This is a genomic window from Adlercreutzia equolifaciens DSM 19450 (assembly GCF_000478885.1).
GTDB lineage: Bacteria > Actinomycetota > Coriobacteriia > Coriobacteriales > Eggerthellaceae > Adlercreutzia > Adlercreutzia equolifaciens.
This window is the reverse complement of record NC_022567.1, coordinates 495,632-520,272: the sequence shown is the minus strand read 5'-3', so window position 1 is coordinate 520,272 and position 24,641 is coordinate 495,632. Positions and strand designations below refer to the sequence as shown.

The 24,641-nt window shown below is 62.4% G+C and carries 23 protein-coding genes; 12 read left to right on the top strand and 11 right to left on the bottom strand.

All coding sequences use genetic code 11. From position 1 onward, the window contains the following. Positions 1-24: 24 nt before the first annotated feature. Positions 25-1,701, bottom strand: a complete 1,677-nt coding sequence (locus AEQU_RS01790) for a LuxR family transcriptional regulator (protein WP_022739179.1) — start codon at positions 1,699-1,701, stop codon at positions 25-27. A 205-nt stretch (positions 1,702-1,906) separates the two neighbouring features. Between AEQU_RS01790 and AEQU_RS01785 the strand changes: the two genes are divergently transcribed. From AEQU_RS01785 to dmsD, 5 genes are all read left to right on the top strand, one after another. Next, positions 1,907-4,333, top strand: a complete 2,427-nt coding sequence (locus tag AEQU_RS01785) for a DMSO/selenate family reductase complex A subunit (RefSeq protein ID WP_022739174.1) — start codon at positions 1,907-1,909, stop codon at positions 4,331-4,333. 13 nt (positions 4,334-4,346) lie between these two features. Then, positions 4,347-4,979: a DMSO/selenate family reductase complex B subunit gene (locus AEQU_RS01780; RefSeq protein ID WP_022739171.1), complete on the top strand. Its 633-nt coding sequence runs from the start codon at positions 4,347-4,349 to the stop codon at positions 4,977-4,979. A 114-nt stretch (positions 4,980-5,093) separates the two neighbouring features. Continuing rightward, the gene (locus AEQU_RS01775; protein WP_022739168.1) at positions 5,094-5,723 is read left to right on the top strand and encodes a 4Fe-4S dicluster domain-containing protein; all 630 of its coding nucleotides are present in this window, start codon (positions 5,094-5,096) and stop codon (positions 5,721-5,723) included. Then, the gene (locus AEQU_RS01770; RefSeq protein ID WP_022739165.1) at positions 5,720-6,574 is read left to right on the top strand and encodes a dimethyl sulfoxide reductase anchor subunit family protein; all 855 of its coding nucleotides are present in this window, start codon (positions 5,720-5,722) and stop codon (positions 6,572-6,574) included. The genes AEQU_RS01775 and AEQU_RS01770 overlap by 4 nt, the downstream gene beginning before the upstream one ends. 36 nt (positions 6,575-6,610) lie before the next feature. Then, a complete protein-coding gene (gene dmsD / locus AEQU_RS01765) occupies positions 6,611-7,279 on the top strand; it encodes a Tat proofreading chaperone DmsD (protein ID WP_231699571.1) in 669 nt (222 codons plus the stop codon). A 92-nt stretch (positions 7,280-7,371) separates the two neighbouring features. On the opposite strand, the gene AEQU_RS01760 is transcribed toward dmsD, so the two are convergent. The 5 genes from AEQU_RS01760 to AEQU_RS01740 all read right to left on the bottom strand — a co-directional run bounded on the left by AEQU_RS01760 (position 7,372) and on the right by AEQU_RS01740 (position 12,554). After that, complete coding sequence (locus AEQU_RS01760; RefSeq protein ID WP_022739160.1) at positions 7,372-8,361, bottom strand: acyl-CoA dehydratase activase; 990 nt, start codon at positions 8,359-8,361, stop codon at positions 7,372-7,374. Then, on the bottom strand, positions 8,358-9,557 hold the full coding sequence (locus AEQU_RS01755) for a hypothetical protein (protein ID WP_244874830.1): 1,200 nt from the start codon (positions 9,555-9,557) through the stop codon (positions 8,358-8,360). The genes AEQU_RS01760 and AEQU_RS01755 overlap by 4 nt, the downstream gene beginning before the upstream one ends. Beyond that, positions 9,550-10,569, bottom strand: a complete 1,020-nt coding sequence (locus tag AEQU_RS01750; RefSeq protein ID WP_022739151.1) for an acyl-CoA dehydratase activase-related protein — start codon at positions 10,567-10,569, stop codon at positions 9,550-9,552. The genes AEQU_RS01755 and AEQU_RS01750 overlap by 8 nt, the downstream gene beginning before the upstream one ends. A gap of 132 nt (positions 10,570-10,701) precedes the next feature. Further along, complete coding sequence (locus tag AEQU_RS01745; protein WP_022739147.1) at positions 10,702-12,045, bottom strand: hypothetical protein; 1,344 nt, start codon at positions 12,043-12,045, stop codon at positions 10,702-10,704. A 92-nt stretch (positions 12,046-12,137) separates the two neighbouring features. Further along, positions 12,138-12,554: a hypothetical protein gene (locus AEQU_RS01740; RefSeq protein WP_022739145.1), complete on the bottom strand. Its 417-nt coding sequence runs from the start codon at positions 12,552-12,554 to the stop codon at positions 12,138-12,140. A 112-nt stretch (positions 12,555-12,666) separates the two neighbouring features. Here AEQU_RS01740 and AEQU_RS01735 point away from each other — a divergent pair, with 112 nt between their 5' ends. After that, positions 12,667-13,881 carry a putative ABC transporter permease gene (locus tag AEQU_RS01735; RefSeq protein ID WP_022739142.1) on the top strand — a complete coding sequence of 405 codons (1,215 nt, stop codon included), beginning with the start codon at positions 12,667-12,669 and terminating at the stop codon, positions 13,879-13,881. A gap of 9 nt (positions 13,882-13,890) precedes the next feature. Then, positions 13,891-14,664 carry a DnaJ domain-containing protein gene (locus AEQU_RS01730; protein ID WP_022739138.1) on the top strand — a complete coding sequence of 258 codons (774 nt, stop codon included), beginning with the start codon at positions 13,891-13,893 and terminating at the stop codon, positions 14,662-14,664. 4 nt (positions 14,665-14,668) lie between these two features. On the opposite strand, the gene AEQU_RS01725 is transcribed toward AEQU_RS01730, so the two are convergent. The 5 genes from AEQU_RS01725 to AEQU_RS01705 all read right to left on the bottom strand — a co-directional run bounded on the left by AEQU_RS01725 (position 14,669) and on the right by AEQU_RS01705 (position 20,796). After that, entirely contained in the window at positions 14,669-15,490 is an 822-nt protein-coding gene (locus tag AEQU_RS01725) for a DUF4013 domain-containing protein (protein WP_022739133.1), read from the bottom strand. Positions 15,491-15,688: 198 nt separating this feature from the next. Then, complete coding sequence (locus AEQU_RS01720) at positions 15,689-17,077, bottom strand: MFS transporter (RefSeq protein ID WP_022739129.1); 1,389 nt, start codon at positions 17,075-17,077, stop codon at positions 15,689-15,691. Between the two features lie 234 nt (positions 17,078-17,311). Next, on the bottom strand, positions 17,312-18,676 hold the full coding sequence (locus tag AEQU_RS01715) for an MFS transporter (protein WP_084280309.1): 1,365 nt from the start codon (positions 18,674-18,676) through the stop codon (positions 17,312-17,314). Next, a complete protein-coding gene (locus AEQU_RS01710; RefSeq protein ID WP_022739121.1) occupies positions 18,666-19,496 on the bottom strand; it encodes a creatininase in 831 nt (276 codons plus the stop codon). Before AEQU_RS01710 ends, AEQU_RS01715 begins: the two co-directional genes overlap by 11 nt. Before the next feature lie 130 nt (positions 19,497-19,626). Further along, on the bottom strand, positions 19,627-20,796 hold the full coding sequence (locus AEQU_RS01705) for a DMT family transporter (protein WP_022739117.1): 1,170 nt from the start codon (positions 20,794-20,796) through the stop codon (positions 19,627-19,629). A 333-nt stretch (positions 20,797-21,129) separates the two neighbouring features. Between AEQU_RS01705 and AEQU_RS01700 the strand changes: the two genes are divergently transcribed. The 5 genes from AEQU_RS01700 (at position 21,130) to AEQU_RS01680 (ending at position 24,569) form a co-directional block, all read left to right on the top strand. After that, a complete protein-coding gene (locus AEQU_RS01700; protein WP_022739115.1) occupies positions 21,130-21,714 on the top strand; it encodes a TetR/AcrR family transcriptional regulator in 585 nt (194 codons plus the stop codon). A 139-nt stretch (positions 21,715-21,853) separates the two neighbouring features. Continuing rightward, positions 21,854-22,738 carry a type I methionyl aminopeptidase gene (gene map / locus AEQU_RS01695; protein WP_022739111.1) on the top strand — a complete coding sequence of 295 codons (885 nt, stop codon included), beginning with the start codon at positions 21,854-21,856 and terminating at the stop codon, positions 22,736-22,738. A gap of 149 nt (positions 22,739-22,887) precedes the next feature. Continuing rightward, positions 22,888-23,568, top strand: a complete 681-nt coding sequence (locus AEQU_RS01690; protein WP_022739107.1) for a hypothetical protein — start codon at positions 22,888-22,890, stop codon at positions 23,566-23,568. 220 nt (positions 23,569-23,788) lie between these two features. Next, on the top strand, positions 23,789-24,121 hold the full coding sequence (locus tag AEQU_RS01685; RefSeq protein ID WP_022739105.1) for a nucleotidyltransferase domain-containing protein: 333 nt from the start codon (positions 23,789-23,791) through the stop codon (positions 24,119-24,121). Next, positions 24,114-24,569: a HEPN domain-containing protein gene (locus AEQU_RS01680; protein ID WP_022739103.1), complete on the top strand. Its 456-nt coding sequence runs from the start codon at positions 24,114-24,116 to the stop codon at positions 24,567-24,569. Before AEQU_RS01685 ends, AEQU_RS01680 begins: the two co-directional genes overlap by 8 nt. The last annotated feature ends 72 nt before the right edge of the window (positions 24,570-24,641 follow it).

Here is a 24,641-nt window from a genome sequence, read left to right as displayed (position 1 = left end):
ATCTTTGCAATACTGCAAAGATGGCTAATCCCCCAATTCGCGCAGCATATCGAGAAGCTCTTGGCGGCGATGAATGTCCAATTTGGTGTAAATATGCTTAGCGTGAGTACGCACAGTATTCTCGCTGATAACAAGCCGCTCGGCGATGGCCGCCATGGAGTTGCCGCGGGCGATGAGCTCCATCACCTCTGTCTCGCGCATGGAAAGACCGTGGCGTTCCTGCAGTACCAGGCACTGCTTGGAAAGCCGGTCGCGAATGGCACCGGCGTCCTCCGAAGCCGAAGGCCGACGTCGACGACGTTTGGCTGGCGTGGCCGGTTTATCGTCGGCGGTAGATCTTACGCGGGAATCGCCATCCTCCAAAGACTCCGCTGACGCTCTGCCCAGTTCCGCTCCTAAGCCGCAGTTCGCCTTTCGAGTATCCTCGCCAAAGACCGAGCCGCTTCCTCTCCCCACTGACACGGCGGGCACGGCGGCAAGAGAATAGAACTCGATGGGGTCGGCGGTTACGGTGCCTTTCGACACCATCGGCCTGAAAAGGGTTCCCGTAGAGACCAGGAGCGTGATCCCCAGTCCGCAGCTAGAGATAAGCGCCACGAAATACAACCACTGGGAGCCCGCGGGCACCGTCAATTCGCTCGCCCAGCCAAAAAGGAAGCCGACGCTTTGCAAAATATAGACGATAGCCCCAAAGAACCCGTAGATGAACACAGGATTGATACCACGATCGCGGGAGACCTGGGCGCACTGCATCATCATGAGCATCTGCACAAGGGAAAAGACCATGTAGGCGACCGCCGCGAAGGCGTTCAGATACACCAAGCCACAAAACGGCATGAGAAGAAATCCCAGCGTGAGCAGCGGATATACCACGCGGAACACAGAGATGAGGCCGAAGCGAAAGCTCATGCGGTGCCACAGGACTAAAAGCACCGCAGCCGCAATAAACGAACCAAGCATGGACGCGCTGTTGACAAGCGAGCTAATTTCCTCATGTAGCAGAGCGATTCCGCGAATGACGCCGGCTACCAGAGCAAGCGATCCCACGCATAAAGCACTGCGCCAATAGTCGGCCACCACTTGACGGTAGACGCGCGGGTGCTGACGCGGGACGTCCTCGAACATGGGCTGCTCGAAGTTCATCTCGCGCACCGAAAGTGCCACGCACAGACCGCACAGAGGCACGAAGATCAGGGGGACGAGAAAAGCCGTTAGCGCAATGGGCACTAAATACAGGGCAAGGTAGATGAAGGGAGCGATAGCCGTGCCCACAATAAGGCGGAAATTGCCGGTTCTCGCATCGAGGGAAGCAAAATACCGCTGCCAGAGCATGAACATGCCGGCGCACCCGATTCCGAGAAGCACCCCGCCAGCTCCCACAAATGCAATGGCAGCCGATGCCACGTACATGGCTGTAATCAGACAGGCCGACCCAAGGAATAGCAGGACAGCGGAAAGCGAGACGAGCATGCGCCGAGCACCGTAGGGAAAGAAATACGATCCCAGCATACTCGCCAGGAAGGCGCCGCCAAAAGCCACAGCCTGAGTCAAAAAGAACGTGAGAGTCACTTCCACCGTCTGAAACTCAAGGGGAAGAAACGGGAAGATGCCGCCCCATACCGAGGTGGCATTCACCGTGAGGAAACAAGCATAGCCCCAACTTGACGCATGGCCGATTGCGCTGGCACTCTCGGTCGCCATAGCTTGACCTCCTCTCTTATCTCGGTGGCACGCATGGTAGCATAGGAGGATGCGCCTGTTAGGCAAATGACCGCACTTCGGTATCACCCGAAAACGCGCGAACTGGGGTTTTGTCCTTAAATCACACTTGTCGTGTGATTCGGCACTTCCCCTTTTCCGGTACTTTTGAAAGCGGCGAGAAGGCAATTCAACTAGAGGAGGGACTATGACTGAAACCCAATCCACCCTGTCGCGCCGCACCTTCGTCAAAGGCTCGCTCGCGGGCCTGGCTGCCACGGGAGCCGCGGGTACCGCACTCTTCGGATGCGCACCCCAATCTGGCACCGGAGCCGGGGAGGAGCCCATGGCCGCCACCGGAGAGGAGACTGCGCCCGACGAGATCCACTGGAGTCAGTGCAACGTCAACTGCGGCGGCAACTGCGTCTTCCAGTGGCACTCCCGCGATGGCAAAGTGCTCTACATGGAGACCGATAACACAGGAGATACCGACTTGCAGGCCCGCGCCTGTCTACGCGGCCGCTCCATGCGACGCTGGCTCAACAGCCCCGACCGTCTGCTGTACCCCATGAAGCGTGCGGGCAAACGCGGCGAAGGAAAGTTCGAGCAGATTACCTGGGACGAGGCTATCGACACCATCGCCAGCGAGCTGAAACGCGTCATCGACACCTATGGCAATGAGGCCATCTACGTCAACTATGCCACAGGCATGTACTCGAAAACAGGCAACCCCACCGCCCGATTGCTCAACCTGCTCGGCGGCTACCTAAACCGTTCCTATGACTATTCGGCCCACATGATCGAGGCCGTCGCGCCCTACATGTACGGTACGTCGCTCGACGGCTCTTCTCTGACTGAGGCAACCGAGCATTCTGATCTCATCGTCATGTTCGGCAACAGCCCCGCCGAAACTCGCATGGGCGGTGCCAATGCCTCATGGGATTTCGCCCGCCTTCGCGAAGCCATTCAGAACCGCGGCGGCAAAATTATCTCTATCGACCCGCGCATGAACGAGACGGTCTCCGGCCACCCTGACGAATGGCTTCCCATTCGCCCTGGTACCGACGCGGCCCTCTGCGCGGCCATCGCTCATGAATGGATCGTCGAAGGCAAAGTGGACAAGGAATCCCTCGATACTTACTGCCTCGGCTACGACGAGGACACCATGCCCGAATCCGCCAAAGGTCAGAACAAATCCTACAAGGATTACATTATGGGCACTGGCTGGGACATGGTGGAGAAGACGCCCGAGTGGGCCGCCCCCATCACTCAGATTCCTGCCTCCAGCATCCGCGAACTAGCCAACACCATCGCTGCTGCTAAGGCACCCTTCATCACCCAGGGATGGGGCCCCCAGCGCCACACAAATGGCGAGGACGCCTGCCGCTCTATTTACATGCTGCCGCTCCTCCTAGGCAAGTGGGGACTTCCGGGCACCAACAACGGGGAGCGTGAATCCATGGCGCTCACAAGTCTCGTTCCCGGCTTGCCAGCAGGCGAAAACCCCATCACGCTTTCCATTCCCGCTTATCAGTGGGTTAACGCCGTGGATCACGGCCATACCATGACCGCCACAAATTCCGGTCTTGTCGGAGGCGATGAACTTGGTACCGATATCAAGTTCATCTGGAACTACGCCGGCAACTGTCTGACCAACCAGCATGGCGATATCAACATGACCCATGAGATTCTCGTCGACGAATCGAAATGCGAGTTCATCCTCGTCTGGGACACGGTCATGACCGACTCGGCGAAATACGCTGACATTCTGCTGCCCGATGCCATGCGCTCAGAACAAATGAACCTGCAGACCCAGGGATACACCGAATGGTACTCGGGCGTAGTTCTGGGTACTCCCGCTCAAGAAGCACCCGGCGAGTGTCGCTCGAGCTATGACGTCATGGCCGACATTGCCGATAAGTTCGGCGTGCGTGATGCGTTCACCGAAGGCCGCACTCATGACGAATGGGTAAAGTTCCTCTATGAGCAGGGGGCCGAAGAAGATGGCTCCATGCCGACCTGGGAGGAAATGCTCGAGCAGGGCGTATATAAGCGACCCGTTGAACCCTACATCGCCTTCGAGGCGTTCCGCAACGATCCCTCCGCCAACCCACTGGGCACCCCCTCCGGAAAAATCGAGATCTTCTCCGAAGCGCTGGACGAGATGTCACGTACCTGGGATCTTGAAGAGGGCGAGGTAATTTACCCCATCCCCGTCTTCCAAGCAGGATTTCACGGATACGGTTCCGTCACCGAGGAATTCCCCCTCTACTGCTGCGGTTTCCATCACAAGAGCCGCACCCATTCATCGTTCGGCTTCATCCCCGAGCTTGAAGCCGTGGCCCGTCAGCAGCTGTGGGTAAACCCCGCTGATGCCGAGAGCCGCTCAATTGAAGACGGCGACCTGATTGCCGTGACAAGTCCGGTTGGCGAGATTCGCATCGAGGCGAAGGTGACGCCCCGCGTCATCCCCGGAACTGTAATGATTCCGCAGGGCGCCTGGCACAAGGCCAACATGAATGGCGACAAGGTGGACGAGGGCGGCTGCGTGAACACGCTCACGCAGTACAAACCAACGCCGATGGCCAAGGGCAACGGCACTCACTCCATGATCGTCCAGATTGCGAAGGCCTAAGGGAGGTACGAAGATGACTCAGTACGGATTCTATTTCGACAGCACCCGCTGCACCGGCTGCCGCACCTGCGAGATGGCCTGCAAAGACTACAACGACCTGCCCGCCAACTACGCTTTCCGCCGCGTGTTCGACTACGAGGGTGGCGATTGGAAAGACAACGGTGACGGTACCTTTGAGCCGACGAGCTGGGCCTACCACGTGTCCATGGCCTGCAACCACTGTGCAATGCCGGCCTGCGTGGCCAATTGCCCCCAAGGCGCCTTGGAAAAGGATGCCGATACCGGGCTCGTGTCCCGCGACGAGGAGAAGTGCATTGGCTGCGGCACTTGCGTGAAAAGCTGTCCCTACGAGGTGCCCGTAGTGGACACCGAGACCATGAAATCCGCGAAATGCGACGGCTGCGCCTCCCGCGTGGCCGAGGGCAAGATGCCGATCTGCGTGGACGCCTGTCCGCTTCGGGCCCTCGAGTTCGGGGACATCGAAAAGCTGCGAGCGGCGCACCCCGGCACCGTGGACGGCATTGCCCCCATGGCTCCTCCGGATGCGACGAAGCCCTCTGTGGCCATTCTGGCCTGCCCGGCCGCCAAAGACTGCGGTGACACCACCGGCGCCATCGCGAATCCGAAGGAAGTGGAAAACGCCTAAGGAGCATTCAGGGCCGCCGCGACCCCTCCCTCATAGGCGGCGGCCCGCTTCCGATATGATTGAGGCGTAGCACGGATTCGCCCGAGCTACGCCGTTTGAAGGGACTTGGAGACCATGCCGAAGGGATTTTTCTTCGATAACGCGCGCTGCACTGGATGCAGGACCTGCGTCATGGCCTGCAAGGACTACCACGACCATGGGCCCGACGAAGGATTTCGCCGCGTGCTCGACTACGAGGGCGGCGACTGGAACGTAGCAGAGGACGGAACCGTTTCCCAAGACGCCTTCGCCTATCACATTTCTCTGGCCTGCAACCATTGCGCCAGCCCCGCCTGCACCCAGGTATGCCCCACAGGGGCCATGCATCGCGATGAGACGGGGCTTATCTGGCCCGACATCACCAAATGCATCGGTTGCGGCTACTGTACCATGGCCTGCCCCTACCATGCGCCCGTCATCGATAAAGAGCTCAAGCGCTCGAGCAAGTGCGATGGCTGCCGCGAGCGTCTGGCCGCGGGGCAGGCCCCTATCTGCGTGGAGGCCTGCCCCTTGCGCGCTTTGGATTTCGGGGAGAAGGGCGACATCTTCGAGCGCCATGCCGAATGGTGGGACGAGGTGCGCGGCGACATCCTTCCTTTGCCTTCGGAAACGGAGACCGGGCCCAATTTATTCATCCGGCCCTGCCCCGCTGCTGCCCAAGGTCGCAAGGGCGCGCTGGTCAACCGCAAGGAAATCGGCTTATGACAAGCGGCCTCGACAATCTTTCCCTTGCGCTGTTCACCGCCTTGGCCCCTGCAGGCGTCGTAGCTTTCATCATCATGGCTCTGGCGCGCCTATTTGCTATCGACCACGAGCGCGCGGTTCGCATCGACCGCATGATCGCGCTGCCTTTCGCCGTTGCGCTCGTTGGCTTCATCGCCTCGGCAACGCATCTGGGTACGCCGGCCAACGCGCTTCACGTGTTCTCAGGCGTGGGAACCTCTCCGCTTTCCAACGAGGTGCTGGCCGCCGTGATGTTCTTGTTCCTGGCTGGATCCTATTGGATGGTCGCCTTCAAGGTGAACTTTCCCGATGCTGCTGCGAAGCCATGGCTGCTCGTCGCTTGCCTTGCAGGAATCGCCCTGCTAGCGTGCACCTCCCAAGCCTACGCCGTGCGCACCGTGCCCACCTGGAACACACCTTATTCACCGGCGAACCTTTTGCTCACGGGCTTATTCGAGGGGACCGTGCTAAGCCAGCTGTTTCTTGCCGCTGCGAAAGTACCCCTATCACGATGGAGCTTTCTCCTTGTGGGCCTGGGGGCGGCGAGCCTTGCTGCCGGCGTCGTCTCCATGCTCGCCCAGAACGCCTATCTGGCCTCAATCGCCAACAATGAGATATCCGCAGCCTCGCTTGCGCCGGGCTACCCTCTTGTCATCGGCATCTTCGCCCTCGTCGGGGCTGGCGCGCTCCTCCTCGACGGCTGGGCCCTGCGACCCCGAGCAACCGAGTGTGCGCGCCTCATCCTGCGTATCGCCGCCGCCATCCTCGCCTTCGCCGCCGTCTTTGCAACACGCATTGTGTTCTACAATCTGCATATGACCGTCGGATTCTAGCCCGCCGAAATCACTGACTTGCTCAGGAGGCTTTCCTTGACCCCATCCGTAGATGTCCTGAACAGCCTGTCATTTGCAGGCGCCACACTATCTCCCCTGTTTCTGCAGGATCCACGCACTGGTAGCGCAGGAGCGCTTTTCGAAGCATTGAGCTTGCTTAACGCCGACGAGGCTACGGCAGAATGGCCTTTGGCCGACAAAACCGAGGCGCAAGAAGGCCTCGATCTTATCGTTGCGGGGCTGAAAGCGAGCCGCGCCACCGAAGCTGACGGGGCTTTCTGCGCCGAAGACAAGCTTGTGGACGAGTACCGAAGACTGTTCATCGGCCCTGCGCAAAAACCGGCGCCGCCTTGGGGCTCCGTCTATACCGACCGGGAGCAAGTCATCTTCGGGGAAAGCACACTGCGTCTGCGGAGCTGGATGCGCCAACACGGCATCGCTCGCCTCGCAGACGACCGCATGCCTGACGACCATATCGGCCTTATGCTCTCGCTGCTCGCCACTTTGACTGAAGAACGCCCCGAGCTGGTAGAAGAGTACTTGTCTGAGCATCTTCTCCCTTGGGCCCCCCATTATCTGGGCCTTCTGGAAGTCTGCGCCGAGCATCCTTTCTATAAAGGGCTCGCCCTTCTCACCAAAGCCACGCTGAAGGGAGCGCAGGACGAGCTGTCGCTTGTCGTGATCGAACCTCGCTTTTATCGCTAAGCGTCGACGGGCAATGTTGCCGTACGAAAAAGGGGCCGCCAAAGCAGCCCCATGCCATCAACAAAATCTCCTGTACCACGGCGAAAGAGTCCCTACGCTGTGGTCTTCACCGCGCCCTTGTCGCAGCGGTTGCCCCAGGAGTCGATGATGTCCTTGTCGCGGTAGACGCAGATGACCTCGCAGTGGTTGGCGCACTTCTGGCATTCGATCTCGCGGGTCTTGAAGTCGAAGTCGAGCATCGCCTCGAAGTCGAAGGTGCCTCCCGCGAACGGGCCGGACTCGGCGCCCCGAATCGGCCCCGCGTCGGCAGCCAAAAGCGCCACGCCGAAAGCGCCCATGAGGTGCCCGTCCGGATCCACCGCCACGGGCATCCCCAGCTGCTCCTCGAAGGCGTGCACCACCCCAGCGTTCTTGGAAACGCCGCCCTGGAACACCACGGGCGCGGCGATCTTCTTGCCCTTGCCCACGTTGTTCAGGTAGTTGCTGGCCACAGCGTTGCAGAGCCCCGCGATGATGTCCTCGCGCGCGTAGCCCACCTGGATCTTGTGCACGAGATCGCTCTCGGCGAACACGGTGCAGCGGGCGGCGATGTTGGCCGGCTTGGTGGAAGTGAGCGCGATGTCGCCGAACTCCTCTACCTCCACGCCCAAGCGGTGCGCCTGCGACGACAGAAACGAGCCGGTGCCCGCGGCGCACAAGGTGTTCATGGCGTAGTCCACCGCGATGCCGTCGGACACGCAGATGATCTTGGAATCCTGGCCGCCGATCTCCAGAATGGTGCGCACGTCCGGGTGCAGATGGGTGGTGCCCACGGCATGGGCGGTGATCTCGTTCTTGATCACGGAAGCCCCCAGCATGGCCCCCACGAGACGCCGCGCGCTGCCCGTCGTGCCAGCGCCGACGATATCCACCCCCGCGCCTTCCACCTGGCGCTCCAGCTCGCGCACGACGTTCTTCGACGCCTCGGTCGGGTTGCCCTCGGTCCACAAATACGAACGCGCGATGATGGCGCGGTTCTCGTCGATGATCACGCCCTTCGTGGAAATGGAGCCGATGTCGATGCCGAGATAACCCTTTGTCATTTGCTCTTCTCCTTCTTCATGGAAAGCATGTCGTAGAACGCCTCGAGGCGCGTGTCCAGGCCCGTGTCGGAGGTCTGGGAGTCGTAGGTAAGGTACAGCACGGGCACCGAGTAGTCCTCACTCACCTTCTGCAGCACGGGGATGCAGTCGATCTCCGGCGTGCACCCGGCGCTCTTCGCGTGGATGAGGCCGTCGAAACCCCCCGCAGCGTACTTCTTCGCCGCCGCCACGGTGAGCGTGGAGGTGGGCCCCATGTCATAGGTCAGGTAGTCTTTCGCCCCCACGCGCAGGTTCGGCTCGTTGTAGCGAAGGTAGCGGTTCGTGAAGTTCAACATGCGGTGCACTTCCACGCCCATGGCGACGAGCTTGTGGTCGAGCCCCAAATTGCTGCGCTCGTCGATGGCCGTGAACATCTCGCCGACGATGCCGATGCGGATGGGATCGGCGGGCTTGTCCAGCGGAATGGCGCGGAAGGCGGCCATGGCCTCGCGGTACGCCTCATTGATGTCGCGCTCGTCCAGGCAGGTGCGCATGGCGTCCATCGCCGAGACCCAGGCGGCGTCGAAGGCCCCGCGCTCTACCTCGAAGCCGGCGTTGGCCAGGTAGAAGTCGCGCAGGGAATCCAAATGCTCGATCATCTTCGCCACGGCCTTCAGCTTCACCACGCCGTGGGGAACGTCGATGTTCGGGTTCACCGTCTTCAGCACTTCCTTGGCCCAGCCGATGTACCCCAGTTCGATGCCCCGGGCAAAGTTCATCATGATGAACTCGTAGCCCATGTCCCGCAAGATGGACTCCTGCAGCTCGCCGTAATAGCCCAGCCGGCACGGGCCGCCGAACTGGATGAGGATGTCGGCGCCCAAATCGAGCGCCTCGGCAAAGTCTCCCAAGATGTGCTTGAAGGGCGTGCACACGTAATCGCTCGAGTTCTGGACGCCCACCTCGCTGGCAGCGCGGGTGGCCTCGGGCAGGGGCAGGTAGTCCACGTCGAGCACCTGCTCGCAGAAGAACTTGAACGCCGGATCGTAGTAGCAGTAGCGGAAGAACGCCGCCTTGGTGTACTTGTGGTGCTTCGCCTTGTGCTTGGCGGCTTTGGCGGCCTTGCGGTCGGCCAGAAGCGTCGGGGCGTGGCGCCGCTCCAGCTCCACGGCCACCGAGGAGCGCACCTGCTCGATGAGGGCCTGGGGCTTACTCATGGACATAGCCTCCCTTCTGCTGGAAGCGCAGGATGTCGACGAAGCTTTCCACACGGGTCTCCACGCCGGCGGTGCCGGACTGCGCATCGATCATCAGGTTCAGAATCGGCGTGCCCTGGATGCAGCGCATGATGGCGTCGTCGGTCATGGAGTCGGGGCCGCAGGGGAAGGCGCTGATGAGCACGATGCCGTCGATGTCATCCTGAGCCAGGAGGATAGAGCCGATGAGCTCGCGGTTGATGAGCCACGGCATGGTGCCGGAGAACTCGAAGCTCTTCTTGTAGGCGCGCTCGTGATCCATGGCGTCGGCGTAGACGACCGTGGCGCCCATATCCTCGAGCGAATCGATGACCGCGCCGGAGAGGTACGGATCGTGGGAAATGTAGGGATGGGCCACCACCAGGATGCCAAGCGGGCGCGTGACCGAATCGTCGCCGGCCGCGGCGGCGGCATCGGCGGCCCGGCGCTCGTCGACCAGGCGGCGCAGCGTGCGCTCCTGGGCGGTGGCCAGCGCCTCGTCGTGGGCGCGCTGGGCGTCCCAGGCGGCCTTGAAGGCAGCGCGGGCGTCCTTGGGCGCGACGCCCATGCGGGCGGCCATGTCGCAGAAGGCGCGGCGCACGTCCTTCGCCTTCCGGGCATTTTGCACCTCGCAGGAGATGACGCGCAGCTTGTCGTCGCGGAAGGTGTTGCGCACCATATCGGTGGCCGACTGGAACTTCGTGCAGAACCCGCTGCGGTGGTCGCTCGTCGGATAGCAGGGCACGAAGACGGCGTCGCAGCGGCCCGCAAGGCTTTCCACGTGCCCGATGAACACCTTCGAGGCCAGGCAGCACTCGTCCACGGAAAGACGATCGCCCCCATCGGCGATGGCCTTGTCCGTCGGGTCGCTCACCACCACGGTGCGCCCGATGGATTCGAAGAACGTGGTCCACAGCACGCCGAAGCGATAGAACAGAAGCGCGCGGGGAATGCCCACCACCTGAACATCGGCCCAATCTGTCGTTTGGGGCACGGGCAACCTCCTCAGGTATCGAGGCGCCGGCCGAGCGGCCCGGCGCGAATAAGCAGTACCGGCAATCATAGCACAGCGCCCCTTGAACCTTCGTCCAAGGGGCGCTGTCTGCACATTTCGAAATGCTGTCCGCTATTCCACGTGGATCTCGAGGGCCTTCACGCCCGCCGGCGACCAGGACGTGGCGAACGACTCCTCCAGGGGGCCCTTCACATCGGCCTTGCGGCCAATGAGGCTCTTGCCGTTGTCGTCGAGGCCCGAGGTGGCCACGGCGATGGTGGTCAGCCGATACTGGGTGCCGTTCAGATTCATGTCCAGCGGGCGGGTGAGCTTCAGCACCAGCTGCACGCTGCCATTGGCGTTATCCGTCGTGCCCTTATTGGTGTAGTTGTTGCCGGAGGAAAGACCTGCGGCGTCTTCCACCGCCTGAAGCGTGCCCGACAGCGACACCGAGTCTCCGAACTTGACGTTGCCGATGTTCTCGGGCTCGGTGTTGGCGGGATCGACCGATGCCGGAGAATCCGTGCCCTCGGCCGGAGCGACGGGAATCTGGTTCGTCTGCGTGTCGATCTGCCCCGCGTCGGCCACCGTGACAAGCCAGCCCTCGGTGTTGGACCAGGCCACGTTCAGCGTCACCGTCGACGTGCGCAGCTCGCTCGTCTTCACGCCGTCGGCCTCGCTTTCCACGGTCTTCGAAAGATCGACGGTGATAGGGCCGCCGTCGATGGTGAGGTCGGAGGCGGTCTTCACGATGGAGGCGTCGGCCATGGCCTCCCCGTAGGTGGGGTCGTTGGTCGCGAGGATGTCGTTCAGGTTGGCCAGGATGTCGTTGGCGCTGGCACTGGCCAAGGGCACCGCCGTCGCCTCTCCCACCACCAAATCGCCGGGAACCCACGTCTCGCCGGCATCGGAGTACTCGAAGGGCAGGGTCACGGGCACGTTGATCTCGACGCCCTTGTTCTTGAAGGTGGCCGTGGCAGTGGCCTCGCAGGTGACGATCTGGTTGGCCGGCGCGCCCAAGTTCGTGGGCTCGTTCAGCACGATGTCGCTGAACTTCGGGCCGATGAGCGCGTCTTGGGAGACGTAGGCGTACTGCGAGATGTCCGGCGCGTCCATGGCCACCTCGTCGAAGGCGGCGATGACGCGGGCGTCGGACAGCGGCACCCGCTGGGTCTCCTCGGCGACCGGCTGCTCGTTGAAGAAGCCGGAGGTGAACAGATAGGTGAGCACGCCGGCGGCTACGAGCACGCAGATGATAAGACCAACGATGACGGCCGTGCGCTGGCCCTTCTTCACGTCGCGGGGCTGAGCGGCCTCGACGTTGCCGTAATCGTCCCCGGCACTCTGGATGAACGCCGCAGCGGCGGCTTTCGCGGCGGCAGCCTTCTTGGCCTCGGCGGCCGCGCGGGGGGAAAGACCCTCGTCGGGGGCGGAATCGGCCGGAGAAGCGCTGTTGCGCGGATCGAGTTCAGTCATAATTCCTCCTGAGACAGCAGGGCCAACACCGTGCGGCCCTAGGGTCGCAGTATACTGTATTTGACCCTCTGTCGGCTAGGGCAGCGGGCGAACTATTGGGCCGATTTCCCCAGGTTGTCGGCGATGACGACGCAAATCGCCATGAGCAACAGGTTGAAGATGAGCGACGTGGGAAGCTGGCCGCCCGTGGCATAGCACAGCCCCAACCCGAACACCGAGGCGACCACGCCGGCCAAAGCGAGGCTGCGCAGGGCCGCCGCGCGCCCCGGGTTGCGCGAGGCCGCGCGCCCGAGAACCCCCGCCGCAATGGTAATGCCGTTGGCCACCGCCGCGGCAACGCCGAGCACAAGGGCAGAAAGCGGAAGCCCCGTCGCGGCGGCCGCCCCGTCGGCGAGAGCCCCGTAGATCACCACGCCGCCCACGGCGAGTCCGAACAGGCCGCAAATCATCAGCAGGTACGAGAACATGCGCAGATACCATGAAATGGTGCTTGTCTGTTCGACTGCCACCAGCGCTCCTTTCAGCCTGCTGCCCTGCGGGCAATGTGACGGACGCCCCTCAAGCTTGCGGGCTTGTTGTGGGCTTGCCGCCTGAAGATGGGGGTCATGATACCATAGGCCCATGGATCCGACGGTTCTTCAACAAACCCCCTTGCAGCCCTCGCCCGGCATCGGAGACGGCAGCAAAAGCGAGCGCACTCCCCTGGCGCTTCGCGTGTTCGGCGCCCTGCTCATGGCCGGGGGCGTGGCCGTCGTGCCCGAAGTGATCCACACGCTCGCCCAAATGGGAACCGTCTTCGTCGAGAAGACCTACACCGACGACTCGCTGCTCACCATCATCCTGTACGTCACGCTCGCGCTGTCCGCCTGCTTCTGCGCCCTGGCCTCCGGTGTTCTCGGCTTCCGCCTCCTGCGCGGCAACCGCCGGCGCGCCCGCCTCATCGCCGAGGCCGTGGCTATAGGGCTCGTCGTCGCCTTCTCCGCCGATCTGCTGCTGTTCGGCGTGAACCCGGGCCTGTGGTTCCTCGGCGCCTGCGCCCTCATCCTCATCGCGGCCCACGTCTGGGTGGATCCGTCGCTGTCCGACGAGCGCGAGCTGCAGCGGCGGCTGCGACTCATGCAAACGCGCGAGGAGGCCGAGGACGGCACCCTCGGCCTGGACAAGACCGGCCGCGGCTATATCGAACTGGACTTCTTCAACCTGTTCTGGATCTTCGTCATCGCCTCGGTGGCCGGGGTGGTCATCGAGTCCATCTACCACGTGCTCGTGGTCGACTTCGGCCACTACGAGGATCGCGCCGGCCTTCTGTGGGGGCCCTTCTCCCCCATTTACGGCTTCGGCGCCGTGCTCATGACGCTGGCGCTCAACCGCTTCCACAACGCGCCCATCCCCGTGGTGTTCCTCGTCAGCGCCGTCATCGGAGGCGCCTTCGAGTACTTCGTCAGCTGGTTCATGGAATACGCCTTCGGCGCCATCGCCTGGGACTATACCGGCACCTTCCTCAACATCAACGGTCGCACCAACTTCATGTTCATGTGCATGTGGGGGGCCCTTGGCGTGGTGTGGGTGAAGCTGGCCCTCCCGGCACTTTTGCACACGGTGAACCTCATCCCGTGGCGCTGGCGCTACTCGATTACGGCACTGTGCGCGGCGCTCATGATCTTCGACGGCGCCATGACGCTCGTGGCCCTCGACTGCTGGTACTCGCGCTTGGCAGGTGCGGCGCCCGACAACGCGCTCGAGCAGTTCTGCGCCGAGCAGTTCGACAACCAGTGGATGGAAAACCGCTTCGAATCGATGAGCATCCACCCCGATGCCGCCCATCGCTCATCCTAGGAGATTTTCGTGACTGAAGACCCGTACGACATCCTCGGCGTTCCCCGCACGGCCACGTCCGACGAGATAAAGAAGGCCTATCGCAGGAAGGCGCGGGAGAACCACCCGGATTTGAACCCGGACGACCCCGAGGCCGAAGAGCGCCTGAAGAAGATCAACGAGGCCTACGACCGCATCACGAACCCGGAGAAGTACGCCCGCGAGGACGCCCGACGCTATCGGTCGCCCTACAACCCCACCTACACCGGCTACGGCACGCCGGGCGGCAACCCCTTCGGCGGCGCGGGCCCCGGCAGCCCTTACGGCGGCGGTGCGCCGGGCGGCGGGTACCAGTACCAGTGGGTGGAAATCAACTGGGAGGACTTGTTCAACACCTGGAACCAGGCCTCCTCGGTGCCGCGGCCGGAGGTGTCGGCCACCGATTCGGCCGAGCTGCGCCAGGCGGTGCTGTTCATCGACGGCGGCAACTACAAGGCGGCCCTCACCGTGCTCGCGGCCCTGCCCATCAAGGAGCGCACGGCCCGCTGGCACTATTTAGCGGCGCTGGCCAACTACGGCGCCGGCAACACCGTGGCCGCCGTGGACCAGATCCGCACCGCCCGCAAGGCCGACCCCACCAACGGCGACTACCGCCAGGCCGAGGCCGTCATCGGCGCCCGCGCCCGCACCTACCAGCAGGAGAGCGAGAGCCGCGGCTTCGGCGGCTGCGCGGATCCGAGCTCGCTGTGCTGCTGCCTCATGTGCGGCCCGGCCCTCTGCCAGCCGTTTTTGTTCTGCCTGTAGTTTATTAGTAGCGCGGAGCGGAAAGCGTCGTCCATTCGGGGGCGTAGCGGGCGACCCAGTGGGCCACGCCGCGGATGGCCACGGCCTCGGCGAAGGTTTCCGCCACCGACAGCACCACGTACAGGATGAGCGTGCAGAAAATCATCGGGCCAGCCAGGGCGACGATGAGCGACATGATCTGGGCGAAGGAGGGGTCGGCCGCACCGCCTATGGCGGCGATGGTCGGAGCCGCGCCCATGATGCAGAGGAACATGATCGAGAACACCACGATGCTCAGCACGAGCGAGATGCCGATGACGATGGCCATGGGGATGAGCGTCACCGCGAACAGCTGGCCCCAGTTGCGGCGCGCCTTCTCCCAGATGTCCTTCACATTGAAGCCATCGCCCAGGCTCTGCCCCATGATCATGCGCATCTGCATGATGATGCCGGCCACATAGGTGGCCAGGGAAACGGCGATGGAGACGACCCAGCCGATGAAGGGAATCCAGCCGAAGATACCGCCGATGATGCCGCCAACCAGGCCCACCACCAGCGTCAGCACGAAAGCGTAAAAGCCATACTCGAAGTTCTTGCCCGTCACGATTTTCTGGGGCAAGAGGCTGCGGCCGCCGAAGGGCACCTCGCGGGACCAGAACAGAAGGTAGCCGGCCACGACGAAGTTCAGAATCGGCACGCACATGATGAGGCCGAGCACCAACAGCCGGCTTATGTAGTTCGGCGTCGCCTTCACGTCTTCCCAGGCGGCCTTCAGGCAGCTGGTGGTGTAGGCGGGCGAAGGCGCGGGCGCAGGTTGCACCGGGGGCGTGTAGTTCATCGGATCCATGGGAACCTCCTCTTTCCGGAGTCGAAATGCCTGCACCTTGCGGTACGCGAGACGCCGCGCAAACCAGAGGCGCTCCGACTCGAATGACGTTGGGGCTATTGTGCCATCATTCCCCTTTTGACACCGGATCAGTGGGAAAATTGTCATCTAATTCCGCAAGGGTTAAGTAAGCTTGAAGGGCCCCAAGAGAGCGACCGCCTACACCTCGCGCTCTTCCACCACCGTGTAGGCGGGAAGGATGCTCGCTTTCACCACGCGATAGCAGAGTATGGCCGTAAGCGGCATGCCCAGGCACAGAAGCGTGCCCACCTTGAAGGAGGCCATGGTACCGAAGGTGTCGATGAGAGCGCCGGCCACGGTGGGCCCGAAGGCGGCCCCACAGGTATAGCCGGCATTGAGCCACGTGATGGCCTCGGTGAGGCGCGCGTCGGGCACGGCGCGCTCGCAGACGCCGTTGGCCACAATGAGCAGCGGCGCGTAGGTGCACGCCCCCAAAAGCGCCACCGCCATCAGCGTGGGCGCCGAGTCGATGAGGAACATGGTGCCGAAGGACAGGCCGACGGCACAGGCGGCCACCACGAGCTGCTTGGGCAGGGGCGCCCGCAGACGCACCATGCCGAACAGAAAGCCCGCCGTCATGGACACCGCGCCCGAGGCCATAAGAACCGCGCCGGCGAAATCGGGGCTGTTCAAGTCCTCGGAAAGCGACACTGTGGCAGTATCGAACAGGCCGAGGAACGACCCGGCGAAGGCGTAGATCACGAACAGCACGCGCACCGCTGCGGAGGTGGCAAGCAGGCTCTTCGAAGGCACGGACGCTGCCGAAGCGACGGCAGCCGCCCCCTCGGCGAGCGCGCCCTTCGAAGCGGCCGCACCGTCTCCCGCCACATCGGCGACGGCATCGGCGGCATCAGCGACATCGACGATATCGGCATCGTTCCCCGCAGCCCCAGCCTGCGACCAACCGGGATGCGGCTCGGTGCTCTTGGCCGCGCACAGAAGCACGGCCCCGACGGCAAAGGCGACGCCGCCGCACACCATACCCGCCACCGGGGCGATGGCAGCGGCGAGCGCGATGGAGATGGACGGGCTGAAGATGAACGCCATGTCGTCGAGCACGCTCTCGTAGGAGAACATGGTGCGCAAGTCGGGAGCCGCCTCCCCCAAACGACCGGAGCGGATGAGGTAGGTCCACCGGGCGCGGGCCATGGCCTGGGGACTCGGGAAAAACCCCACCAGCAGCGCTCCTACGAACAGGGGCCATACCGGCCCGTGCAGCGCCACGTTCGCAATAAGGACAACGAGGCCCAAAAGCGATACGGCCGCGGCCTTGGGCACCACGGCCGACTGGCCGCGCTCGTCGATGCGCTTCGACACCCGGGGCGTCACCACGAAGATGGACAGCGCGATGAGCGACGAGGACAGCCCTGCCGTGAGAAAGGAGTAGCCCGACAGCGTGATCATCGTGACTACGCCGATGTTCAGCATGCTGCCGAAGAAGCGCATGAGCAAACAGGCGATATCGAAGGGGTAGGCTTCGCGCACGCGCAGCACTTTTTTGTAGACTCCCGGGCTCACCTTCGCCACGCTTCCACCTCCGCTCCTGCTCATGATGCCGGGTCGCACCCGGCTTAACGGCTGCCGCCCTGTAGGGTAGCACGTCGCCGCAGATGACGGAAGACCCCGCAGCCAGGGCAGGCTGCGGGGCCTTCGAAAGGCGGCCGCCGGGCAAGCGGCCGATCCGCCGGAACGAGGCGGTAGCTGGCACCTCAGAGGGAGCTGGCCCGAAAGAAGGGGCACGAGCCAGCGTCAACCAACCAGCTACCTGATCTCGTCCAGGGGTATGCCATTATAATCGTGAGCTGTGAAGAACAGGATAGCGCCGGCCACCGCGCTGATGGCCATCATGTAAAAAGCTGGCATGAGCCCGTTGCCTGTGGCGTCGATGAGCGCCGTGGCCACAAACGACGCCGTGCCGCCGAACACCACGTAGGCAATGTTCGAACCCAAAGCCGCACCGGTGTAGCGCACTTCCGTGGGGAACATCTCCGCCTGATAGCAGGCGATGTTCGCATCGTTGAGTGACAGCGTCACGCACATGATCAGCTCGGCGACAATAACGATGGGCAGCGACGCCGTCCCCAACATGAGGAAACAGGGAATGGAAAGCACGATAAACGTCGCGCAGGCGCCCAGCAGCATGCGTCGCCGCCCCACCCTATCCGACAGGCGCCCGGCGCCGAAGATGATGAAGATGTACGTAACCAGCGCGATGTCGGTGGCCAGCTGGGCCTCGGAGGCACCCATGGTCGTATAGCTCGTCAGATACGTGGGCAGGTAGGTGAGCACCAGGTAGAAGCCGACAGAGTTGACCATGGTGGCGGCGATGGAAGACAGAAGGCGCCGCCGGTACTTCTTGAACACGAGGCGACTGGGACGATCGACCTCCTTTTTCTCGTGCTCCATCTCATGGAACGCCGGCGAGTCCTCCAAACGCGTGCGGATGAAATGGGCGATGTACCCCAAAGGACCGGCCATGAGGAACGGAATGCGCCAGCCCCATTCGATGAGCGCAGCCTCGGGCAGGACGCTCTTCAGCACGAGGGCCACCGTCGAACCGACGAACAGGCCTGTAGCCGTGGAGGCCGGCACGAGCGAGCAGTAACGGCCCCGCTTATCGGCCGGCGCGTACTCGGCGAGAAACACCGCCGCGCCCGAGTACTCCCCCGCTGCCGAGAACCCCTGCACGCTACGAAGCACGAGCAGCAGAACGGGCGAAGCGATGCCGATGGCGGCGAAGGAGGGCAGGCACCCGATGAGGAATGCCGCACCGGACATGAGGAAGATGGAAATGGAAAGCGACCACTTGCGGCCCTTCTTGTCGCCCATGTTCCCCCAGAACACCGCGCCCAAAGGCCGGAAGATGAAGGACAGCGCGAAGACGGCGAACGCCATGAGCGTCGAATTCACCCCCGATTCCGGGAAGAACACGGCGCCGATAGTGATGGCGAAGTAGGTGTAGGTGGCGTAATCGAACCACTCGATAAAATTGCCGAGGAACGAGGAGAGAGCCACGCGTCCCAGGGCACCCTTCGAGGCGGCGCCGGCCGCAGGGGCGATCGGAACATCGGCATCCAGCGCCGGGGCGGCCGCAGAGCCCGAAGGGGCGATGTCGCTAGTTCTCATGGAAATCACCCGGACGGTAGAACTCGTTCTCGATGGCAGTGACCATGTTGCGCACGGCCACATCGCGCAGGATGACCCCCTTCTCGCGGGTGGACTCCCCGGGATGCGACAGGCAGCCGGAAGGAGGCGTGTAGCCGGGCACCACCGGCAGCACATCGTAGTTCGGCAGGACGGCGGGCAGGTCGCAGTAGACCCCCGCATCGATGCGATCCATGTCCACGAGATCGGGGTGGAACAGCAGCATGAGCGAGGTCTCCATCACGCCGGCATGCTCCAAATCCCAGCCGGTGAACCCATCGGGGTACAGCGCGTCGATGGTGGCATCGTCCACGAAATCCCAGTAGGACAGAAGCTGTATCTTCACATCGGAGATGCCATCGGTGCGGGCTTTCTCCAAAGCCAGCTGGGCCCCTTCGAAGATGAACTGGTAGTTCTCGTAGTGGCCGTTCATGAACACGATCTTGCGGGCGCCGTCCTCGATGAGGTTGTAGCAGATATCCCGCGCCAGCGAGATGAGCGTCGAGCCGGCCAGCGATGTGGTGCCCGACAGGTGGAAGCCGCCGCCGCTGCGCTGCTGGGAGCGATAGCCGAAGTTGATCGGGGCGCACACCACGCCTTCCACCGCCCCCTCGGTGTCGGCCACCAGCGCCTCGGCCGTGGCGCCGGCCATGGCCTTGGTGAGCGCGGCGTCCACGCACATGGCCATGTGGCTGCCATGCTGCTCCAGGGCGCCGACGGGGATGAACATAACCGCTTCCTGGGCGAGCTTGTCCCGATAGGTGAACGCATCCATTTCTTCCATGTACACCGTGTTCTTCATGAGATCCTCCTAAGCGAAACCGTAAGGGGCCCCGCCCCGGGGACGGGGCCCGCAAAAACCACTGGATGGGATGGGATGCTGTAGGCGCCGGATCAAAAGAGTCGCCAGCGCCGCGCGACCTGCCGTCGCGCTAGTCGCACGCCAGCTTCGCGTGCTCGCAGTCGTACCGGTGCGCCGCCGCGTCGGCACCGTCGGCCTTGGTCGCCATGCGCGGATCCATGCCGTCGGGCGTGGCGTCGATGAGGCCGGCTCCGCCAGCGCCCACCTGGGCGGCCAGGGACACTTCGCCGTTCACGGCCGCGTCCCCCTCTACCTCGTTGGCGGCCTTGGTGGTGAAGACGATCTGGCTCACGCCGCCGATGACGATGAGCGCGCCGCCGATAAGCTGAAAGGCGGTCATGGTCTCCCCGAACAGGCACAGGCCCAGAAGCGACGCCATGATGGTCTCCTGGTAGGAGATGGCGGCCAGCTCGCCGGCCTTCAGGCGCTTAGTGGCATGGGTGAGCAGATAGAACGCGCCGAAACCGGTGATGAGCGCCGCCGCGATGAGCCAGAGCCACGAATCGAGCGGCATGGTGAACAGGCTCCAGGGGTGCGTGATGATCTGGCCGGCCGCATCGAACTGAGTGACGCCGCCCACCTTCTCGGTGTAGGAAAGCGGCTGCAGGAAGAAGTTGTGCCACAGCAGGAGCACGAGAATGGCCAGCGATGCGAACAGGAAGTTCCACCAGGAGCGCACGTTGGAGTCGCAATCCTCCCGATAGCGGGAGAAGAACAGGTACAGGCCGTAGGCCACGCCGGAGGCCAGGGCGATGGCGTTGCCGAAGGTGTAGGCGGGGTCAAGATCGAGGGTCAGGCCCTCCGGGGTCACGATGCCCACGATGAACAGCATGCCCACCACCACAGCCACGATGCACAAGATGCCTTTCCAGTCGATCTTCTCTTTGAGGAAGATCGCCGCGAGAACCGTGGAATAGATGGGACCGGTGTAGATGAGGAACGACGCGTTGGCCAGCGTCGTGTACTGGGTAGACAGGCAGTACAGGCCCGACAGCAACCCGAGGAAGATGCCGGAGAGAAGCATCGTGCCCGAGAAGCGCGTGGTTTTCACCTTCTTGAATCCCCCGATAAACAGAAAGATGATCGATAGTGCGATAAGCCCTGCGAAATTACGCCAAAACGACACAAAGTCGCCCGGAGCGTCGATAAAGCGCGTGAATGCCCCGATGCCGCCCATCAGCGAGGAGGAGGCGAACATCATGATGAATCCGATGAGCTTGTATTTTGCTCGTTCGTTCATAGGAGTCCTCTTTCTTCGTTCCCAAAGCATTGAAGTGCTGGAGTGAGCGCTATCTCCCGTGACTAAGATTATGCGGACGCACAACGATGACCGCAAAGGTCGTTTACCCCACCCTGTTCCTCGCAACAGAATGTCAGGGATATTTTGTTTGAAATAGGAGACAAAAGCGAGAGAATGTACCATAATCCGAGCAAAGGCGAGACACTGTCGCCCACAGGGGCTCCCTCTTATGGACGCAGCGTCAATAATGCGGCTTTCATCAGGTGTTATAATAGGGGTCAATACAAGCTTTCGGGGGCGTTTTTCAAGGGCTAGAACAAAGGGGCGAAAGCCATGATTACTGATCTGATGGCGGGCGAGAGCATTTTCACTTCTCCCAATTTGAGCACCAAGATGAGAATTCTCCATGCAGTGAGCAAATCTCTCGATCAGATTACCGTAGGCGAGATCTGCCGCAATGCCGGCATATCGCGGCAAACCTTCTACCGGCACTTCGAGAGCAAGTACGACATTCCCTGGTGGTACTCCATCTTCTGCCGCCAGTTCTACTTAAACGAAATCGGCCGCACCATCGACTGGAAGACGGGGTACTACCACCATCTGCGCCTCATCGCCCAAGAGCGCGATTTCTTCCGCGAGTCCATCCAGTACTCGATCAACACGCCCTTCGGGCAGACCATCATGCCCGAGAACCGCAAGAGCGTCTTGTTCGACACCTTAGAGAACTACCGCCACGTCGAAGTGAACGACAACCTGCGCTTCATCGTAGAGATATTCTCGAAGCTGGAATGCGAGGTCATGAACGACTGGTTCCGCTCCGACGAGCCCACCGACCTTGCGCGCTGGACCGACGATTTGGTCAGCCTCGTGCCCGACCGCCTCTACCGCGCCCTGGAGATACCCGCAACCGATCGGTAGAGTGGCACAAGCCCTTCATCCCGTCTCGCAATGAACCCGCCGAAGCAAACCAGCAGGTTCGCTTCGGCGAACTTGTAGTACCATGGGAACGCGAACGTCAAGGCGCCCGCGGGCGCACACGATAAAGGAGCGAGCCCCCATGTATGACGGCCTTCAAAGTCCTGGACGCAACGACGAGTGCTGGTGCGGCAGTGGCAAGAAGTACAAGAAATGCCACCTCGATTTCGACGAGCGCCTAGAAGAGCTCGCCGAGGCCGGCGAGGAAGTGCCGCCGCGCGATTTGCTGAAGACCCCGGCCGAGATCGAGGGCATCAAGCGCAGCGCCGAGGTGAACATCGGCGTGCTGGATTACGTGGCCGAGCGCATCGCGCCGGGCATTACCACTGAGCAAATCAACCAGTGGGTGCACGACTACACCGTGGAGCACGGCGCCATTCCCGCGCCGCTCGATTACGAGGGCTTCCCGAAGTCAGTGTGCACCTCGGTCAACGAGGTGGTCTGCCACGGCATCCCCTCTTCGGACGAGGTGCTCGCCGAGGGCGATATCGTCAACATCGACTGCTCCACCATCAAGGACGATTTCTTCTCGGACTCCTCTCGTATGTTCTGCATCGGCGAGGTGTCGCCGGAGGCGGCCGATCTCGTGCGCGTCACAAAAGAGGCCGTGCAGGTGGGGCTGGACGCCATCAAGCCGTGGGGGCATCTGGGAGATATCGGCGCCGCCGTGAACGCTTACGTCCGGGAGCACGGCTACACGGTCGTGCGCGAGTTCGGCGGCCACGGCATCGGCCTGGAGTTCCACGAGGATCCCTTCGTGAGCTTCGTCACGGAGGCGGGCACCGGGCCCATTCTCGTGCCGGGGCTCTGCTTCACCATCGAGCCCATGATCAACGCCGGCGCCCAGGAGATCGACATGACCGATCCCAACGGCTGGACGGTTCGCACCGCCGATCGCTCGCTCACGGCCCAATGGGAAGTCCAGCTCGTCATCACCGAGGACGGCTACGAACTGCTCAGCTGGTAGAGGGATAGCTCACCGGGCACCGTTTCCGAAACGGTGGCGGCAACTTTACGGTCGCCATACGCTTAGCGGCCCGCTCCGATTTCGGGGCGGGCCGCTTCTATGCTGGTTTGCGTTCAATCAAGAACCCTTTCTCTGAGAGGAGCTTTCCCATGACCGAGAACACCAACCAAACCCCTGGCACCACCGCCGGCTACGGCCCCGAAGGCCGCGAGCTCGAGCGGGAATCCCTTGCCTATGGCGAACCCGCTCGCACGCCTGGCGACGCTGAGACCGCCGCTGCGGGCGATGCGAGCGAGATGCTCGGCGAGGTACTGCAATCCCAGGAGCTGAACCCCGACGAACCCGCCGTCACCAACGAGCCTCCCGTTATGCCGCAGAATCCGGTCGCGACCCATCAAGCCGCCTACCAAGCGACCTACGGCGCGCCCCAGCAGGTAGCAGCGGCACCCCAGGCTCCCACTGCGGCCGCGGCACCCGGCACCGCCCCCACCGCCTCGCCTCACGCAGCGGCAGCCGCCACCGCGGCCGCCGTCCAGAAGACGCACAAGACCATCGATCCCGAGCAGGCCTTCCGCATTTGCGGCATGATCGTCGGCGCCGTCATTATCGTCTTCGGCCTGTGCATGCTCGCCTACTACACGCCCGACGACGTCGGCTCCCTGTTCGACACCTACCAGATGAACGGCTCCGCTGGCTTCGCAAGCGCCGGCGCCACCTCGGCCCAAGTGCTGAAGGCCGGCTTCTCGATGCTGCTCATCGGCTTCGGCGCCACCGACATCTGCGCCTTCGGCGCCAAGTACATGAAGGCCAAGAAGCGCGAGCAAAAGTAACAGTTTTCGGTGACGTTTTGCATTTTCTGTGAGGGTTGCTATAATAATCACCGATTTACGCCGAAGCCCACAAGCTTCGAACGATGAGGGCTCTGTTTTTGGAGGGGACAGGGCCCTTTGTCATGTCTGGGGACTTTTCGTTGAAGGTATAATCAGACGGAGCCAAACAAACTACGCCCATCGGGCGGCGGCGCATACCTAGCCATCGGAAGGAGGCACCGTGAAACCCAATGCGAAACAACTTCCCATCGATCATCTCGACGACATCGTGGGCAGCATCGTAAACACGGTGCCCACCGATGCCATTTACGTGTTCGGCTCCTACGCCCGGGGCGAGCAAACGCCCGATAGCGACATCGACCTCTACGTCGTCACGAAAGACGCCGCCAAACGCCCACTAGCCTACGGCGCCCTAGTTCGCAAAGCGCTCCTTTGGATGAAAAGACCCAAGGACGTGCTCTGCTCAAGCTCCGACGCGTTCGCACAACGCTCGCACGACCTCTCGACACCTGAGTACATCGTTGCCCGCGAAGGGGTGAAGATCTATGGCTGATACGGAATACACCGGTTTCATGTACGCCGCCCACCGCGATGTGCTCGTTGTCGAAAACCTGGCGAAAGAGATCGATCCCTACACCGAGGCCATCGCCTTCCATTCGCAGCAAGCAGCAGAAAAGATGGTGAAGAACGTATTCATCCAGAATGGCATCGTTCCCAGCAAGACGCATAGCGTCGACGAGCTTCTGTCGAAAGCCATCGATTCCGGTTGGTTGAGTGTCGAGCCCCAGGTTATCGATGCCGCCATCAATATCAGCATGCATGCGGTTGCAGCACGCTATTCCCAGATGCCGGACATCGATCGCGGCGAGGCCCTTCAGGCCATCGCCGACTGCAACACCATCGCAAAATCACTCGCAGAAAACGGATACGACTCCGTAGAAATCAAGGTCGAAGTACATTACCTGCACGAAGAGAAACCGAGAGACGACTCGGACGAGTAGCTGCTACGACGACCCTGACTTCGCGCAAAAGGACGTCGGCTTGCTCATTAGAAGTTGCGCTAACCCTGCGCT

What these genes read in the sequence shown, in the direction of transcription:
- AEQU_RS01790 (WP_022739179.1), bottom strand. Translation starts at nt 1,701, where the DNA reads ATGGCGACCGAGAGTGCCAGCGCAATCGGCCATGCGTCAAGTTGGGGC.
- AEQU_RS01785 (WP_022739174.1), top strand. Translation starts at nt 1,907, where the DNA reads ATGACTGAAACCCAATCCACCCTGTCGCGCCGCACCTTCGTCAAAGGC.
- AEQU_RS01780 (WP_022739171.1), top strand. Translation starts at nt 4,347, where the DNA reads ATGACTCAGTACGGATTCTATTTCGACAGCACCCGCTGCACCGGCTGC.
- AEQU_RS01775 (WP_022739168.1), top strand. Translation starts at nt 5,094, where the DNA reads ATGCCGAAGGGATTTTTCTTCGATAACGCGCGCTGCACTGGATGCAGG.
- AEQU_RS01770 (WP_022739165.1), top strand. Translation starts at nt 5,720, where the DNA reads ATGACAAGCGGCCTCGACAATCTTTCCCTTGCGCTGTTCACCGCCTTG.
- AEQU_RS01760 (WP_022739160.1), bottom strand. Translation starts at nt 8,361, where the DNA reads ATGACAAAGGGTTATCTCGGCATCGACATCGGCTCCATTTCCACGAAG.
- AEQU_RS01755 (WP_244874830.1), bottom strand. Translation starts at nt 9,557, where the DNA reads ATGAGTAAGCCCCAGGCCCTCATCGAGCAGGTGCGCTCCTCGGTGGCC.
- AEQU_RS01745 (WP_022739147.1), bottom strand. Translation starts at nt 12,045, where the DNA reads ATGACTGAACTCGATCCGCGCAACAGCGCTTCTCCGGCCGATTCCGCC.
- AEQU_RS01735 (WP_022739142.1), top strand. Translation starts at nt 12,667, where the DNA reads ATGGATCCGACGGTTCTTCAACAAACCCCCTTGCAGCCCTCGCCCGGC.
- AEQU_RS01725 (WP_022739133.1), bottom strand. Translation starts at nt 15,490, where the DNA reads ATGGATCCGATGAACTACACGCCCCCGGTGCAACCTGCGCCCGCGCCT.
- AEQU_RS01715 (WP_084280309.1), bottom strand. Translation starts at nt 18,676, where the DNA reads ATGAGAACTAGCGACATCGCCCCTTCGGGCTCTGCGGCCGCCCCGGCG.
- AEQU_RS01710 (WP_022739121.1), bottom strand. Translation starts at nt 19,496, where the DNA reads ATGAAGAACACGGTGTACATGGAAGAAATGGATGCGTTCACCTATCGG.
- AEQU_RS01705 (WP_022739117.1), bottom strand. Translation starts at nt 20,796, where the DNA reads ATGAACGAACGAGCAAAATACAAGCTCATCGGATTCATCATGATGTTC.
- AEQU_RS01700 (WP_022739115.1), top strand. Translation starts at nt 21,130, where the DNA reads ATGATTACTGATCTGATGGCGGGCGAGAGCATTTTCACTTCTCCCAAT.
- map (WP_022739111.1), top strand. Translation starts at nt 21,854, where the DNA reads ATGTATGACGGCCTTCAAAGTCCTGGACGCAACGACGAGTGCTGGTGC.
- AEQU_RS01690 (WP_022739107.1), top strand. Translation starts at nt 22,888, where the DNA reads ATGACCGAGAACACCAACCAAACCCCTGGCACCACCGCCGGCTACGGC.
- AEQU_RS01680 (WP_022739103.1), top strand. Translation starts at nt 24,114, where the DNA reads ATGGCTGATACGGAATACACCGGTTTCATGTACGCCGCCCACCGCGAT.